Genomic DNA, 13,614 nt, shown 5'->3' with positions numbered 1-13,614 from the left:
TGGAGGCGTCCAGGTCGTTAGGGTTTCACCCATGGCGAGTGGTCCTCTTGAATCGTGTTCTGACAGGAACATCCTGATTCTACAAGAGAAAACCACTCGCCATCTTCGTTTTCAGGTCGGCCTCATGAATAAGCCGGGATATGGTGAAAAAGAGATTTGAGCCTTAATTGAAGCTTTAGATCCTGATAAATAAAGGCACGCCACGGATGTATAGAAATTTGCTGTGCAATTTCTATACATCCGGTTGAACTAAAGGATTCTCCTTTGAATCCATATGTTCTAATGAGTGGCTTAAATTCACTATTCGTAGCTTTTCTTTGCTTCGCTCAGTAGTCGTAAGGCGGCATCGTCATATGACTCACCTGGACGGGCCAGCCTCTCTATAACATCCATAGGTATGCCATAAAGAGATCTTGGAACCTTATCACAGTCTGTAGCAGATTTTTTTTGAGGAGTCTTTTTCTTTTCTTTTAGCTTTTCACCAAAGACAAAACAAAAATGACTTATCTTCCTCCCTGTTTTCTTCTGCTCCCATTTTACCCATAGAGGTGAGTGTTTGTTAATTTGTTCAATAGCAGGAATGATCACCCAGCGCTTAAAATCTTTTATCGCAGGATACTTGTCACCTAGCTGGAATGCTTCACGAAGCCACTCAGTAGATACTTCCCTCTTACCTGCATCACGCCATTGGCACAGTAGCTCATATAAGCGTACTGCATGAGCACTATCCATATGGGCTACATCTGCTAATGCATATCGTGTGAACTGTGCTGATAATTGAGATAGGTATGGCACCATATCTGTACCAAAGCGTAAGGCCACCATCCCTTCACTATCACGATACTCTATAGTCTGTACCCAACGCGTAAGCCTGACTCTCGCTTGGCCATGACCGTTCGGAGCCTCTTTTAATGTAACTTCACGACGATACAGTCGTTCCGCTGCCGCCTTGAGGTTCTGATAAGCGGTACCTAACTTTGTACCAGTAATATCGGCAATTTGTTGTGCGCTGACCGTATAAAGCTGCTGATCGGTCAATGGAGCATCCCGCCGTACCTGAGAGATACAGCTCAAGAGAATGCGCTGCTCATAGACGCTGAGGCGGTAAGATGCCTCAATCAGAGCATTGGATTTGTAGATCAATGCTGTATCCATAGGAGGCACCATTAAGGGAGTGTTTTTAATTGCTCCCTTGATACCATCAATCCCTCCCCTCTTCAACCATCAATCCCTCCCCTTTTAACCATCAATCCCTCCTCTTTTAACCATCAATCCCTCCCCTTTTAGGCTAAAAAAGCCTTTAAAATCATAAAGATACGCATGCCTAAAAGGGGTTAAAAGGCAAAAGGGACATAAAAGAGCGCATAGCGCTCACCTACCCTCCGCTTCGCTCCGCCCGGCCTCCGGCCGCCTGAAATTGCCTGCGCCATAGGCGCAGAAAGGATGCCATCGAGGGGCTACGCCCCTGGGCATCCTGCGAAAGGGCTGGTCGCTAAAGAAATCCAGCCACAGTGGTCGCTAACCCAACTCAACGCGGGAACACAGGCGCTACGCGCCGGGTTAGTCAGTAGTCAGGTGTTTATGGTCGCTTGGGGGGACGACCTCCGCGCCCTGCGGGACGCAGCTCCCCCTTCGGATTGAGCCAAGGCCCACGCAAGTGAGGTTCCCAATCCTCGTAGACTCCTGTCACTTCCAGGGTCCATCGGCAAGTGCGCCAGTAGTCATAGGCCGTCGCAGGGGAGATATCCCCCAAACCATCTTTCATCACCCAACGTACGTGCTTGGCTTTCCATTGCCAGGGATGCTTCACGCCGAAACGCTCATGAATCAACTTCTGAATTCGCACCATCCGGCGACCATGAGCCCGGACCCCCCGTTGCTTTCGCGGATCGCACTTCAACAGGTTTTCCAGCATGTTGCCGTCGACCTGAATCGGGGTGCCGTTTGCGTAGAACATCATTTGCGACCTCCTAGGTACGCCACGGTGACATCGAGGCGGTTATGTCCAAGTTCCTGGCTGATCAGTCGGCGTGCCAACTGATCCTGAGATTTGTGGGGTGAGAGTGAGCCGCTGACGGCAGGCGCAGGGTGGCCCGTAATCACCGCATAGCGAGCACAGGCATACGCGGCCCGGGCATCGTGGAAGCCACTGAGACCATGCGCTTTCAGGATGGGGCGAGCACGATTGAGCTCGCCTTGCCGAGCTGTCGCCAGATCCGCATAGCGCTCCTCAAGTGCCAGTAGATTTCGGCTTCCTTCTGGACGTACTGAGCGTGCATAGGCCAGAGCGGCCTGCTGAGGCTCACTGACGGCGATTAAGCGCTGTGCCGACCTTCCGCCCTTGGTGCCTTCTTGCACGTCTACAGCGCCCTTTCTGGACGCCTCACGATGCCATCGCTCCAGGTCCGCCTTGATCGCTTCTTCACGGCGAACCCCGAACGCGGCAGCCAGCTGCAGGACGGCAGACGCGCGGGGTAAGCTGCTGCCTCCAGGGCTCGGCAAGTCTGGGTGACTTTATCGGTGTCCAACGCTGTCGGGGCTGTCTGTCGCACATTGCTGCGCTTCCCGGCGTACTGCGACGGGGACACCCGCACTCTGTGATCGCCGCGCAGGGCCAGAAAGGTCGTATTGGCGCTGCTCAGGAGATTCTGGGCCGTCGAGACGGCGATATCTCCCGACATCACCTGTGTCTGAAGGTGTTCGGCATAGCGTTCCAGCAGTGCCTGGTTGGGTGTCGTGGCGAGATCCTTCACGCCATTGTCCTTGGCCCACTGGGCAAACTGGCCCCAGCGGTCCGAATGCGTGGCCACTGTCGAGTAGTGGCCTCGGCCATAGAGGCTCACCAGGCCTGATGCCCGGCGTAGGCCATTTGCTTTCCATAGCCGTAGTTACGTTTCGATGCGTATTTACCCATCACGAAGCCTCCTGCGTCGTGGTGATAGGGAGTGTCGAAGTCGCTTCCCGGTGTCCTGCCAAGACGTTCGGTAAGTGTTAAACCGCTTTTGGGCGCGGTCAGACCTGGGAAGCGTGTCGTCTCGTGACATGGCCGCCGGAATCGTCCGGAAATTTTATGTGCGCATCCGATCGCGACACTCAGTGAGTGGGCAGGGGATCGTGGTGGGAGGTGGCAGCTCCTACGGTCAAGGCGCGCTCATTGCTGGCGACACAGGGCAAGGTCATGCCTACCAGCCAGGTAGGTGGCGCGAACGCCGGACAGCGCGATGTGCAGGTGTCAGCAATGAGTTTTGGTGCAGGGTTTGGTGACGCTCGAACCCGCGGGGGCATTGAGCCCCCGTGGGTTCGCGGGCGCCTGACGGCGTCCGTCTCTGTGCGGTGGACAGAGACGGACACGCCGCTACCTGCACGTTTCGTGAACGCCTCAATGGCTGCTCTCGAGGTCGCCTGAGCGAGTCTCGTGCCAGAGGGCAGTAGCCGGGCGTTCGATTATTGGTCAGCCGGACTCGTCGCCGCATGCACGTGAGGCAGTGCCAGGAGTTGCCGCTCTACGCCGATGACTGTGGCGATGAAAAGTAGAGACGCAACGCGCTAGCACTGAGCACACGGGCGTGTGACAGCAAGGCCGGAGCCACTTTTTTGGGAGTTTTGGCGCAAGATCGTGAGTTTAGGTGCAGAATTCGGACTCACTCTGAATTCAAGACGCACCTTCCCCTCAATCGCCGTCTGAGCTTTCAAACGCGATTTGGCTGGACCCTGAATGTGCTTGCCATCAGGCTCGTAGCCAGTGTGGGGCTTACGCCACCTGGCGGTGACTGGATCTTGCTAGTAGCGGTAGAAGATATCTCTAGGCTACTGATTTATAAGTACTATTACGGACTTCATTATGTGCCAGGCGGGTACGCATTCGTTGGAGACATGCGCTTTCCTGGTCTTGTTTCAGAGGTAGACCCGTGGCTACACAAATGACCGTTTTTCTACGGGACGGTCGGGCACCTATGCCGCTATGCGGACATCTCTGAGACTAGCACGGCTTTTCATGCAGAACAGCTGATTTGTGATCAGAGAGGGCTAGGCCCATTCTGTCGGGCAAACGACACATCAACCCTACAGGGGTCGACATGCCAGAATTGACGGTTGGCCGTATGGCAAAACTTTACGGATTGCACCGCTCTACGCTCTATGAAGCCATTTCTCGAGGCCGTATCACGGCTGGATTGAATGGCCATGGACAGCGTGTGCTCGACTTGGCGGAAATGATCCGGGTCTATGGCGAAGCTCCGACAACGCCCGACACCACTTCGACAACTGGTGCCAAAGGGCTTTCCGACACCCCGACAGCAACGTCGGAAAGCACAGAGGAACTGGTAGGACTCGTGAAGGAGCTGCTGGCCGTCACGCGCCGGCAGGCGGAGAAAATTGAAGCGCTGGAGCAGCATATGCGCCGACTTCCCCTGATGGGATCAGAGGCTGATGAAAACCAGGCACAGGTAGTGTCCAAGCCGCCGACGCCCTCTCAGGTTCACGACAAGCATCCCTTCGCCAGGGAAATGGCAGCTTTGAAAGCGCGGAAACACGAGGAGTGAGCTGAAAGAAGGAAGAGGTGGGCAGGGCAAGAGCAGATATCGAACGAGTGACCCGAAGCTGGACGAACGACGTCATTCCCACTATTTCCCAGCAACCATGCGGGATTCAGCGTGGGTCGTGAGGCCAGGCTCTTTCATGAGATGGCCGAAAATACCGGTTTATGGCCATAACATCAGGAAAAAGGCGAGTTTATCTATCTCGATGGACGGCATCGTTGCTTTTCACGTCATTCCCACTATTTGCATTAAAAACAAGTGGTTATGATAAGTTTTGGTGCCGCTATAGACCCTAAGAGTCGCCATCAGCGATAGATATCGCGCCGATGGCCGATCCGGACGACAAGCACGCAGACTCGATCATCTTCGATCTGGGCGATAAGACGATAATCGCCGACACGGTAGCGCCATAGCTCACCCAGCTGTCCCTGGAGAGGCTTTCCCAGCTGTCTCGGATCCTCGAGTGGCTGGATGCGCTCCCGCAGGTAGTCACGAATACGCTTGGCCTCGGCATGGCCGATCTTCTTGAGCTGCTTGTGTGCGGCTCCGGTCAACTCAATTTGCCAAGCCAAGGTCCTGCTCCACGTCGTCCAGAGAGTGCGTGGTTTCTTCCCCACGGCGTAGCTGCTCGAGTGTCTGTTCTGCGAGATAGATGTCTTCCAGATCCTCCAGGTGCTCGAGGATAGCCTCACGAGCGTAGTAGGTCTTGGTGCGGCCAGTGGCCTTGGCCAGTGCCTCGAGACGTTCCTCGATGTCACTAGGTAGTCGAATCGCTAGCATGGATAAGCTCTCCTGAGTATTGCTATACGTGTATAGCATACTGCTGACGACACGACTCATCCAGCGATACGAAGGCATGCCAAAGCGGGTGAAGTGCCAAGCCTGCATTAGTTCCATCGCATTTGCGCGACACACCTCCGCCGTATCGGCCCCAAAACGCCAAAATTCAAGATTATCCGCCTTGAGGGGGGAGATGTCAGAAGGCCAGCTTCTCGAACTGTCGGCCGGTCAGCGTCGTATACGCGACAGTGTTCTGAATGTTGGCGTGTCCCATGTACTGCTGCACGGTGCGAAGGTCAGCGCCCTGGTTGATCAGATGAACCCCACAGGCATGACGCAGTGCGTGAGGATTCCATTTGATGCCCATGACGGACTCGCTCAAGCGATGGAACATCTTGCGAAAGCCATCGATGCTGACCGGCCCGCCACGTTCATTAGTGAAGACGTAACCGTGTGATCGCGTAATCTCACGTTGGTAGCGCTTCAAGGCTCGTACTGTCTCGCCCTGGAGCGGATGCGTTCCACTGACCGACCCCTTTACTCGCTGTATGTTGAGCTGGTGATTTCCATCGAGATCTACCTGTTGCCATCTGATACTCACGAGCTCAGAGATACGTAGCCCGTGCTGATACGCCATTAGGATCATCAGTGAGTCACGTGCCCCATAGCGGTTTTTTCTCGCTTCCCTTGCCAGCTTTAGCACTTCATCGCGTGTCAGATACTTGCGTCCTCGTGCCTGATCATTGGCGGATCGAGAGATGACTGTCCGCATTTCAGTTGCCCGAGACGGTTGGGCGACAGCGTCAGAGACCTTGTGGCTCATGGGTAGGCTCCTTGAAACTGTCAGGGTAATAGTCAGAAGCCGGATAGTGTTACTCCTTCCTCGATCCGCGCCAATCCAGCATAAACCCAAGCGGTTAGGTTTATGCTAGACTGCCCTCATGCCAACCATTCTCCGTTTCGATGGCCTGAGAGCCGTCATCTACCCCAACGACCATCGACCGGCGCATGTGCACGTCATCGGCAAGGGCGGTGAAGCGGTCTTCATCCTGCACTGCCCGAGTGGTCCCTCCGAGTTGCGTGAGAGTTACCAATTCAACTCGAAGGATCTCAACCGGATCGCGTCGGCACTGTCAGAAGAACTGTTGGCGTTATGTGCCAAATGGAGGGAAATTCATGGCCATTACTGATGATGTCATCCAGCAGGCAGAGGCCCGCATGGCCGCCGAACGCGACCATGCCCATGCCGTTGCCGCACGCTACGACCGCCGCACCAGCCGAGTGATCGTACGCCTGCACTCCGGGCTCGAGCTCGCGATCCCTCCACGTCTCGTGGAAGGCCTCGCCGATGCCACGCCAGATGCCTTGGCCGAGATTGAGGTGTCTCCCTCCGGGCTTGGCCTGCACTGGCCTCAGCTCGATGCCGACCTCTACGTGCCCGCCCTCTTGGAAGGGCAGTTTGGCTCTAAGCAATGGATGGCACGCCAGCTAGGCGCCGTAGGGGGCCGCAGCCGTAGCCCAGCCAAACGCAATGCAGCCCAGGCCAATGGTGCCAAGGGAGGGCGGCCACGGAAGATTATGTTGCCGGAGACGCATGCAGATTATTCAGAGGCATCGTCGCTGCGATGATTAGCGGAAATTACGTCTCAAAAAACATCTCAAAAGAGCTTCTATACCAACAAGCCGAGAGTGATTTGTCATGAAACAAAAAACAACAATCGGGGTGGGAGTGATAGTTCAACGCCCTGACGCCAAAATATTATTAGGGTATAGACACAAGAAAGGTGAAGAACCTTCTTGGTGTTTTCCTGGCGGCCATGTTGAACCGGAAGAGTCATTCGAAGAGGCTGCATTAAGAGAGACTGAAGAAGAAACAGGCCTAAAACTTAGCAACGCCACAATAACAAATTTTGTTCAGAACATTGGGGGCGGCGCCTCAAACCTTACAGGAGTTGCTTATTCTGAACTTGATTCACCCCAAGAGGCAGACACCAGAGAACCCGAGGTATTTAAGTACTGGAAATGGTTCTCACTCGATGAAATTCCACACCCTTTATTTCCAGCAACCCATGCAGCTTTGAGCGCCTGGCAAGGTTATGCCCTTGATCATAGGTGGAAAAACTATAGGGTAGAAAACTGATATGCCAAAGAGTCTACACATTTTTGATTTGGACGGAACTCTATTAAGGGGCTCGACTGCCAGCATATAAGTTTCCAAACAGCTAGGCACTCTTGAAAAAATCAACGAGCTTGAATTAGACTTCAAAAAAGGAAGAACTTGCACGAAATCATTTGCCACATCTATGAGAAAGGAATGGAGCGAGCTAACCAATGAAGTAGTTATTGACGCATTCAAAAACTCTTCCTAGATTTTAAACATGGAAAAGTGTTTTCCAACATTAAAAAAATGAAGGGAAATCAGTGCTAATTACTATGTCACCCAACTTTTTTGCAGACCTTCTTAAAAACCTGAATTCAAGCAATAAGCGCAGCACCTGCGGTATCCAGGCCTCCTGAGTATTCCCCTAGAAACACCTGCGCCGGTCATCAATCTCATCTGGGCGGTGCTCGATACCGACTCGGTTGGGGATCTTGCCCACCCCGGCGCTCTTGGCGTGCGTGCGGTGCTTATTGCGGCGTTTGGGCTGACGGAGATGCTCCCAAAGGTCACCACCCCGTGCCTTGTCGTCCCAGATCAAGGAGTAGATCCATTGATGACTGACACTAACGCCGGCCAAGGGCGCCATGAAGCCACTGATTTGCTGTGGGCTCCACTCCTCACGTAGCCGACCGGCAACGGCGGCCATCATGCCTGGAAGGCGCTTTGTCCACTTGGTAGCAGTGCGGCGCCGATGATCACTGAGTGTCTGAGCCTGCTCGGGATCATAGCCATCAGCGGTGGCGTTACGGCGAATTTCACGGCTGATCGTGCTGCTGTGGAGGTTCAGCTCCCTGCCGATCTGGCGTTGGCTCATGCCCAAGTCATAACGGGCGTGGATCTGGTATCGTTGGGTCAGCTGTCGGTATTCCATACTCTGCTTCACTTTGGTCGGTGAGCCGAGAAGGGTACCGGCGCTGGCCCTCCTGCCTCTACCGTGCGGTCCAAAGTGCTGCGGTTATTCTATGAATCCAGGCATTAAAGTCCCCCTTCGTATAGAGGGGGGATAATAATCAGCAAGTATTAAATTTTCTCTGGGCAGCAGCTTATAGCATGCTTTAAAATATCAGACTCTTCTGTCTGACTAGCTGATTCAAGCTTAATTTTTAGACGGCCACGGAATGTGCGAAGATTAGCATTAGCTGGGCTTGTTACTACGGTTGCAAAATCTTCACATGCTTCTTTTACAACAGCTTCAACTTGAGGTTTCACTTCCTCACCCTCTATCGCTTTCACACATAGAGAATTTATTTTTGATAAATATCTATCTATCAGACCTTCTTCGTGTTCTTGGTTCATGCCTAATCCTTATCGTAAGAAAATGAGTAGTATATAATATAGCTATCCCGTATTTTTCTAAATGACTCTATCATGCGAGAATTTATTTCTACACTTTTAATTTACCTATTAAAGTAATCTTTAGTATCAGTATCACGATACGGAAGGTCTGGTTCTACACCTTCGATTAAACCTTGACTAGGCGGCTCTTCATGAGGGCCATGAGGGATCTGTTCTTCGCCACGCATTAAGGTTGGAATCTGTCGTAGTGCTGGGCGATCTTCTATGGGTTTTGCTTGTTCGCTTGATGAAGCGAGCACTTGCGCAGAGAAACGGCTATACCGGAGCTTATCTCTTTTCTCTCCCCATGCGATGCGATCATTGATTCGATAAGCTAGGGCTCCTCCCTTACCTCCTAGCTGGACGACTTCTATCCACCGCTCAGACTCTAGCTTCTGAATTGCTTTTCGTACGGAGTTTCGATGAACAGGGTTCTTACCAGGAGGGGCCATGAGCTCGCCTAGGGTGGTTTGGCTTGCTACCACGGTGTTTCCGTCACCCATATGGGCAACGAGTACATGAGCAAGCCTTGCAGCCATAGGAGCTGTGGCTATCAGGGTTCCCCATGCTTCGTGAGCAGCCCTTTCCGTTTGGACCCAAGTTTTGTGCTTATTTTCCGTAGCTAGAGGTCGTCCGACCTGATGTGTTTCCCTCATGTGCACCCCTGAACAAGTTGATGTGCATACTGCACTTTCATGTGACCTTATAGCACAGCAAAGATGCACTTCATAGAGTGCAGTATGCACATAACCTGCACACTCTAGGGTGTGCACCCCTGCACACTCTAGGGTGTGCACCCCATCTCAGTAAGCTATTGATTTAAAAAGAAATTTAATTTCATGCCTCTTAAGTTCTACAAAATGCTTTTTCGAGCGCGATGCGCTCGCCTGCCCTTCGGTCGTTTCACTCCCTCGCCCCTCGCTTCGCTCGGCCTAACCCCAATGATGCCTCGACAAGTCGAGGAACGAGCAGAATGCAGGGCACTATGTGCCCGCTCTGCTCTAAGGCGGAACTTGGTATCTAAAGCACCAAGCAACGGTGGGCCTAAAAGCTTCCTGCGGGCACGTGTGGGCCTACGGCCTTTGTTTTTTGGAGTGAGGGGTGAGGCAAATGACTAAGGGAGCTTAGCGACCGTTCTGAAAGACCAACGGCACACTCCAAGATGTTGCCGCAAGCTGCGCCGATTTAGGCGCGCGCGGTGACATCTTGGTAAGTGCCAGACAACCGAAGGGCGTCAGCGCGTCAGCGACCGGCCGAAGGCCGGAGAGATACCTTAAATTTTTTTCATGAGATGCTGCCAGGATGACTTTTTCTTTCGGCTGAGTTTCATCGTTTTCTTAATTCCCAAATGGCAAACAAGCGAATGGATAGGATCTTTCTCATCTGCGAAAAATCTTTCTCTAACTGCTAGAAAAGTTTGAAAATTTTTTGTTGCTGTTATGGCCAACGGACTCGGACAAGGTATGCCTGCGTAACACATTTGTGTCACTTTCGGCTGCAAAATCGCTTCGCTTTCGTGCAACCTGGCGTCTTGCTCAGGGCTATGCCCCGAGACCCTAAAACTTGCTCGCTTCCGCTCGAATGTCACACGTGTCCCATGACACTCTGTCACGCGCTCAAGCCTTTCCAGCCCTAGAATGTCACACCGTCTGTCACACCTCCTGACCCATGCTGTCACATCGGTCTAAACTGAGTGCACACGATGCGAAGGGGAAGACATGGCATCTATCACCGTTAATGAAGCTGCCGAGCTTGTAGGGCGTAGCAGGCGCACCCTGTACCGCGATATGAAGCGCGGGAATCTGAGCTTTACGACACGCCGCGATGGTCATCGCCAGATAGATACGAGCGAGCTGGAACGCTGCTACGGAGCATTGAAGATGCCCGAGCCTGGCACGCTGTCTCGGGCCAGTAGCACAGCCAGCGATGACGTGCTGATCGCTGAGATACGAGCGTTGCGGGAAGAGTTGGTCGGATTACGCGAAGAGGTTGCCAAGATGCGCCGCTTGCCTGCCCCTGAGGCTGCGCAGGATGGGCAGGTGTTCGCACTTATGGACAACAAGCTCGCCGCTGAGATGGCAGCGCTACGAGCCAAGAGAGAATGGTGAGATCAGTGCCCCAAAGCTGGTCATAAGGCCGCCCCTGTCCTGCCCAGGAGCCCGTAGAATTGGGGATGGGGCCTAGATCCTCCAATGTATCGATACCACATTCATTCGCCGCTGAGATGACTGCTTCGGGAGAACCTCATGGGAAAAATGAAGGACGGAAGCTGAGTTATTTTGACTGAGGATATCTCCATTGCTACAATCTATCGGTCGAAGACCGATAGATTGTAGCAATGGAGATATCCTCATTAAATTTATCTTTAAAAACAACAGCTTACGATGAGGAACGTGGTGAGGATAGTTCCTATGGTTTGTGATTCCTCAGCTGAGGGATTACTATTTGCTTAACAACTGATCCCAGAAACCGGTGAGGCATGACCTCCTTGTGCTGGGAAGAAAAAGCCGGCGAAAGCCGGTTTTTTTGTGTCTGTACAAAAGGAAGCGTTAGTGTCGACGGAAATAGACAGTAGAAAAAAAAAAGCTAAAGACAAACATCTATATCGATGGTTATAATTTTTATTATGGGTGCTTAAAAAATACTAGTTATAAATGGCTTGATCTAGAAAAGCTTTTTTTCATAGAGATCTTACCGTCAATTATTTTTTCATTTGACGGTAAAGAAGTTGATTTTATAAAAAACAAAAAGCCTTGTATAAAGTTTTTTACAGCTGAAATAAGTGCAAAAATATCTGTTTCGGATGAATCGCTTGCCTCGCAAAGGTCGTACCATAAGGCATTAGAAAAAAAATGATAATATCAAAATAATACATGGTGATTATTCAATATCTAAAGATACTCCTTTTATAGCTACTCCCGATGGTCCCGATCGACCTAATGAAAATAGAGAGCGTGTGCATGTGCTGAAAATCGAAGAGAAGATGACCGATGTCAACATCTCTCTACATGCATATCATGATGCTATATCAGACGAAGATTTAGATGTTGTGGTGCTAGTTACTAATGATACGGATTTAGTTCCAGCAGCCGAATTTATAAAAGAATATACAGATAAGAAAATAGTGGTTGTCACTCCTACAAGAATAAAAGAAGATAGAAAAACCAATAGTGGCCTAGCCGAGAATGCCGATATTGTACGCCACAGGATTGATAATCTAGAGTTGGAAAGAAGTCAACTTGAAAGGGTTATACATGGTAAAAGAAAACCAATTACCAAGCCTATATCTTGGTATGGGAATCATGATGTCCTTGAAAAAGTTTTAGATGTAACAGATCGCATTAATGGTGGAAGCAGAAGCAAATCCTTTCAATGGCTAAATTCTACAGGTATAGAAAAATTAAATTACCAAAAGCCTATAGTTCTAATAGAAAATAGAGAACATGCTCTAAATATATTTAATATGGTTGCTGATTACTTATTAGAGTTAGAAGAGAAAAGCTCTTTGAGGCCATAATTCATGATTACGCGCCATATCGTGAGCTAGAATGACAGTTCTAGCCAATTTAACAAAAAATAATTACTTATAAAAAGGAATTTATAATGTCATGGAAAAGCAACGACTATATTGGCATGATAAAGTTTTTTCAAAGTGATAAAGAATTTTACCTAGACAAATTGTTGTCAGGATTAATTCATTGCCAGACTCCTGAGGTTTATAGAATTAGTGATATGGAAGGAGTCTCTGATCGTTTTGAAAGTTGTATACATTCTTATCGTCATGATAGAAATGATGATGATGTAAAAATAACAATAAAAAAACATAGTAGTGGGGAAGAAATTGAAATAACGGATGTTCTATCTTTAACTCTTTATCAAAGTGAACAAAAAGATTCATGGCTTAGTTGCTGGATGTCATTACGAATTCCAGAAGATGAAGAAGAGTTAGAAAATTTAAAAGACGATATAACAAGGATGAAAGCTAACTTCGGTAATAGCTTTGTGTTTTTACCGGTCAATAATGTAGGTGAGTTTTTCAAAAGAATAGAAAAAAGTACGACAGAAAAATTTACACATTGTGAGGTTGTGTATGATGGAGACCGCAATAATTGGGGGAGTTTTTGTAAATCATTAGATTATAGTTATCAGAGAGAATATAGACTTTCATTCGGAGAGTGTTCATCGTTAGAAAAAGAACCATATATGTTCTCATGTCCTGAAGGGTTTTCAGATATAATGTACAAAAACCCTAAAATAAAACTAGAATCCAAAGATAGAAGTCGAGTTTGGCTAGAAATTTAACTCTAGTTTATAAGGTAAAGAGGGCATAATGTTTACAATTAAGCTAAAGCATCTATTTGTCGTGCTGCTTTTTTTATCAAATTCTGCTCACTCTGAAGATACATTAGGAAAGACAAAAGATGAGTTCATGAATGATAGTAGGCAAATATGTGATTCTCAATGGAGAAAGAGAGGAATTCTTAATGAGAGCATGTATGCGTATTGCATGAATAAAAAAATAGAAAACTATAAAGAAATCAGTTACTTAAAGCCAATCGCCGATAAAGATTTTTCAGAAACAGCCTATCCTTATTGTTACGATGAATGGACTAAGCGTGGTTTGTCTGACACTAGGATGATTTCATACTGCCTCAAAAATGAGATAGAAGGAATAAAAGATGTTAGATATTATTATGAAAAATACGATAATAGCGAGGTTCAAAGAATAGTCAATACTTATATGACGAGGAGTGGGTCTTGGCATTTTACTGCATATATGCCCGCCTTATTCACGAGTGC

Annotated in this window: 17 protein-coding genes and 1 pseudogene; 9 read left to right on the top strand and 9 right to left on the bottom strand. The window is 49.6% G+C overall.

Annotated features, from left to right (window positions below; genetic code table 11):
- Positions 1–300 precede the first annotated feature (300 nt).
- From BF12_RS0108710 to BF12_RS22765, 4 genes are all read right to left on the bottom strand, one after another.
- The gene (locus tag BF12_RS0108710) at positions 301–1,155 is read right to left on the bottom strand and encodes a replication initiation protein (RefSeq protein ID WP_035159687.1); all 855 of its coding nucleotides are present in this window, start codon (positions 1,153–1,155) and stop codon (positions 301–303) included.
- A 424-nt stretch (positions 1,156–1,579) separates the two neighbouring features.
- Positions 1,580–1,960 (bottom strand): hypothetical protein, encoded by a 381-nt coding sequence (locus BF12_RS0108705; protein WP_024951936.1) that lies wholly within the window; start codon positions 1,958–1,960, stop codon positions 1,580–1,582.
- A complete protein-coding gene (locus BF12_RS22345) occupies positions 1,957–2,415 on the bottom strand; it encodes an integrase domain-containing protein (RefSeq protein ID WP_248623651.1) in 459 nt (152 codons plus the stop codon). The genes BF12_RS0108705 and BF12_RS22345 overlap by 4 nt, the downstream gene beginning before the upstream one ends.
- Entirely contained in the window at positions 2,361–2,843 is a 483-nt protein-coding gene (locus BF12_RS22765; RefSeq protein WP_051510870.1) for a hypothetical protein, read from the bottom strand. The genes BF12_RS22345 and BF12_RS22765 overlap by 55 nt, the downstream gene beginning before the upstream one ends.
- Before the next feature lie 281 nt (positions 2,844–3,124).
- Between BF12_RS22765 and BF12_RS0108695 the strand changes: the two genes are divergently transcribed.
- Both BF12_RS0108695 and BF12_RS0108690 read left to right on the top strand, forming a co-directional pair.
- Positions 3,125–3,406, top strand: coding sequence for a hypothetical protein (locus tag BF12_RS0108695; protein WP_156941155.1), 282 nt, complete (start codon positions 3,125–3,127; stop codon positions 3,404–3,406).
- Positions 3,407–4,076: 670 nt separating this feature from the next.
- Positions 4,077–4,541 (top strand): helix-turn-helix domain-containing protein, encoded by a 465-nt coding sequence (locus tag BF12_RS0108690; RefSeq protein WP_024951934.1) that lies wholly within the window; start codon positions 4,077–4,079, stop codon positions 4,539–4,541.
- Positions 4,542–4,843: 302 nt separating this feature from the next.
- Here BF12_RS0108690 and BF12_RS0108685 read toward each other — a convergent pair whose 3' ends face one another.
- The 3 genes from BF12_RS0108685 to BF12_RS0108675 all read right to left on the bottom strand — a co-directional run bounded on the left by BF12_RS0108685 (position 4,844) and on the right by BF12_RS0108675 (position 6,141).
- Positions 4,844–5,110: a type II toxin-antitoxin system RelE family toxin gene (locus BF12_RS0108685; RefSeq protein WP_024951933.1), complete on the bottom strand. Its 267-nt coding sequence runs from the start codon at positions 5,108–5,110 to the stop codon at positions 4,844–4,846.
- Positions 5,094–5,318, bottom strand: a complete 225-nt coding sequence (gene relB / locus BF12_RS0108680; RefSeq protein ID WP_024951932.1) for a type II toxin-antitoxin system RelB family antitoxin — start codon at positions 5,316–5,318, stop codon at positions 5,094–5,096. Before relB ends, BF12_RS0108685 begins: the two co-directional genes overlap by 17 nt.
- 196 nt (positions 5,319–5,514) lie before the next feature.
- Complete coding sequence (locus BF12_RS0108675) at positions 5,515–6,141, bottom strand: tyrosine-type recombinase/integrase (RefSeq protein ID WP_024951931.1); 627 nt, start codon at positions 6,139–6,141, stop codon at positions 5,515–5,517.
- Between the two features lie 118 nt (positions 6,142–6,259).
- Between BF12_RS0108675 and BF12_RS0108670 the strand changes: the two genes are divergently transcribed.
- From BF12_RS0108670 to BF12_RS21645, 3 genes are all read left to right on the top strand, one after another.
- On the top strand, positions 6,260–6,508 hold the full coding sequence (locus BF12_RS0108670) for a DUF4160 domain-containing protein (RefSeq protein ID WP_024951930.1): 249 nt from the start codon (positions 6,260–6,262) through the stop codon (positions 6,506–6,508).
- Complete coding sequence (locus BF12_RS0108665) at positions 6,495–6,947, top strand: DUF2442 domain-containing protein (protein ID WP_024951929.1); 453 nt, start codon at positions 6,495–6,497, stop codon at positions 6,945–6,947. Before BF12_RS0108670 ends, BF12_RS0108665 begins: the two co-directional genes overlap by 14 nt.
- 70 nt (positions 6,948–7,017) lie before the next feature.
- Entirely contained in the window at positions 7,018–7,458 is a 441-nt protein-coding gene (locus BF12_RS21645) for a nucleotide triphosphate diphosphatase NUDT15 (protein WP_035159686.1), read from the top strand.
- A gap of 400 nt (positions 7,459–7,858) precedes the next feature.
- On the opposite strand, the pseudogene BF12_RS19375 reads toward BF12_RS21645, so the two are convergent.
- Positions 7,859–8,350, bottom strand: a pseudogene (locus tag BF12_RS19375) (IS30 family transposase); the annotation flags it as partial.
- 149 nt (positions 8,351–8,499) lie between these two features.
- Positions 8,500–8,775, bottom strand: a complete 276-nt coding sequence (locus tag BF12_RS21985; protein ID WP_156941154.1) for a hypothetical protein — start codon at positions 8,773–8,775, stop codon at positions 8,500–8,502.
- A 1,757-nt stretch (positions 8,776–10,532) separates the two neighbouring features.
- On the opposite strand from BF12_RS21985, the gene BF12_RS19370 reads away from it, so the two are divergent.
- From BF12_RS19370 to BF12_RS19365, 4 genes are all read left to right on the top strand, one after another.
- Positions 10,533–10,922, top strand: a complete 390-nt coding sequence (locus BF12_RS19370; protein ID WP_024951928.1) for a helix-turn-helix domain-containing protein — start codon at positions 10,533–10,535, stop codon at positions 10,920–10,922.
- A gap of 875 nt (positions 10,923–11,797) precedes the next feature.
- The gene (locus BF12_RS21635; protein ID WP_156941153.1) at positions 11,798–12,331 is read left to right on the top strand and encodes a PIN domain-containing protein; all 534 of its coding nucleotides are present in this window, start codon (positions 11,798–11,800) and stop codon (positions 12,329–12,331) included.
- An 86-nt stretch (positions 12,332–12,417) separates the two neighbouring features.
- A complete protein-coding gene (locus BF12_RS21980) occupies positions 12,418–13,116 on the top strand; it encodes a hypothetical protein (protein WP_156941152.1) in 699 nt (232 codons plus the stop codon).
- 28 nt (positions 13,117–13,144) lie between these two features.
- On the top strand, positions 13,145–13,614 hold a 470-nt coding region (locus BF12_RS19365), incomplete at its 3' end, for a hypothetical protein (RefSeq protein WP_035159685.1).

The sequence above is a fragment of the Cobetia crustatorum genome, from assembly GCF_000591415.1.
Classification (GTDB): Bacteria; Pseudomonadota; Gammaproteobacteria; order Pseudomonadales; family Halomonadaceae; genus Cobetia; species Cobetia crustatorum.
The sequence above is the reverse complement of the archived record's forward strand: the minus strand, read 5'-3'. Positions and strand labels throughout refer to the sequence as shown.

Bases quoted from the DNA above. Each gene is read 5' to 3' on its own strand.
- BF12_RS21645 (WP_035159686.1), top strand. From the start codon at position 7,018: ATGAAACAAAAAACAACAATCGGGGTGGGAGTGATAGTTCAACGCCCT.
- BF12_RS0108675 (WP_024951931.1), bottom strand. From the start codon at position 6,141: ATGAGCCACAAGGTCTCTGACGCTGTCGCCCAACCGTCTCGGGCAACT.
- relB (WP_024951932.1), bottom strand. From the start codon at position 5,318: ATGCTAGCGATTCGACTACCTAGTGACATCGAGGAACGTCTCGAGGCA.
- BF12_RS0108705 (WP_024951936.1), bottom strand. From the start codon at position 1,960: ATGATGTTCTACGCAAACGGCACCCCGATTCAGGTCGACGGCAACATG.
- BF12_RS0108665 (WP_024951929.1), top strand. From the start codon at position 6,495: ATGGCCATTACTGATGATGTCATCCAGCAGGCAGAGGCCCGCATGGCC.
- BF12_RS0108690 (WP_024951934.1), top strand. From the start codon at position 4,077: ATGCCAGAATTGACGGTTGGCCGTATGGCAAAACTTTACGGATTGCAC.
- BF12_RS21985 (WP_156941154.1), bottom strand. From the start codon at position 8,775: ATGAACCAAGAACACGAAGAAGGTCTGATAGATAGATATTTATCAAAA.
- BF12_RS0108670 (WP_024951930.1), top strand. From the start codon at position 6,260: ATGCCAACCATTCTCCGTTTCGATGGCCTGAGAGCCGTCATCTACCCC.
- BF12_RS21635 (WP_156941153.1), top strand. From the start codon at position 11,798: ATGACCGATGTCAACATCTCTCTACATGCATATCATGATGCTATATCA.
- BF12_RS21980 (WP_156941152.1), top strand. From the start codon at position 12,418: ATGTCATGGAAAAGCAACGACTATATTGGCATGATAAAGTTTTTTCAA.
- BF12_RS0108710 (WP_035159687.1), bottom strand. From the start codon at position 1,155: ATGGATACAGCATTGATCTACAAATCCAATGCTCTGATTGAGGCATCT.
- BF12_RS19370 (WP_024951928.1), top strand. From the start codon at position 10,533: ATGGCATCTATCACCGTTAATGAAGCTGCCGAGCTTGTAGGGCGTAGC.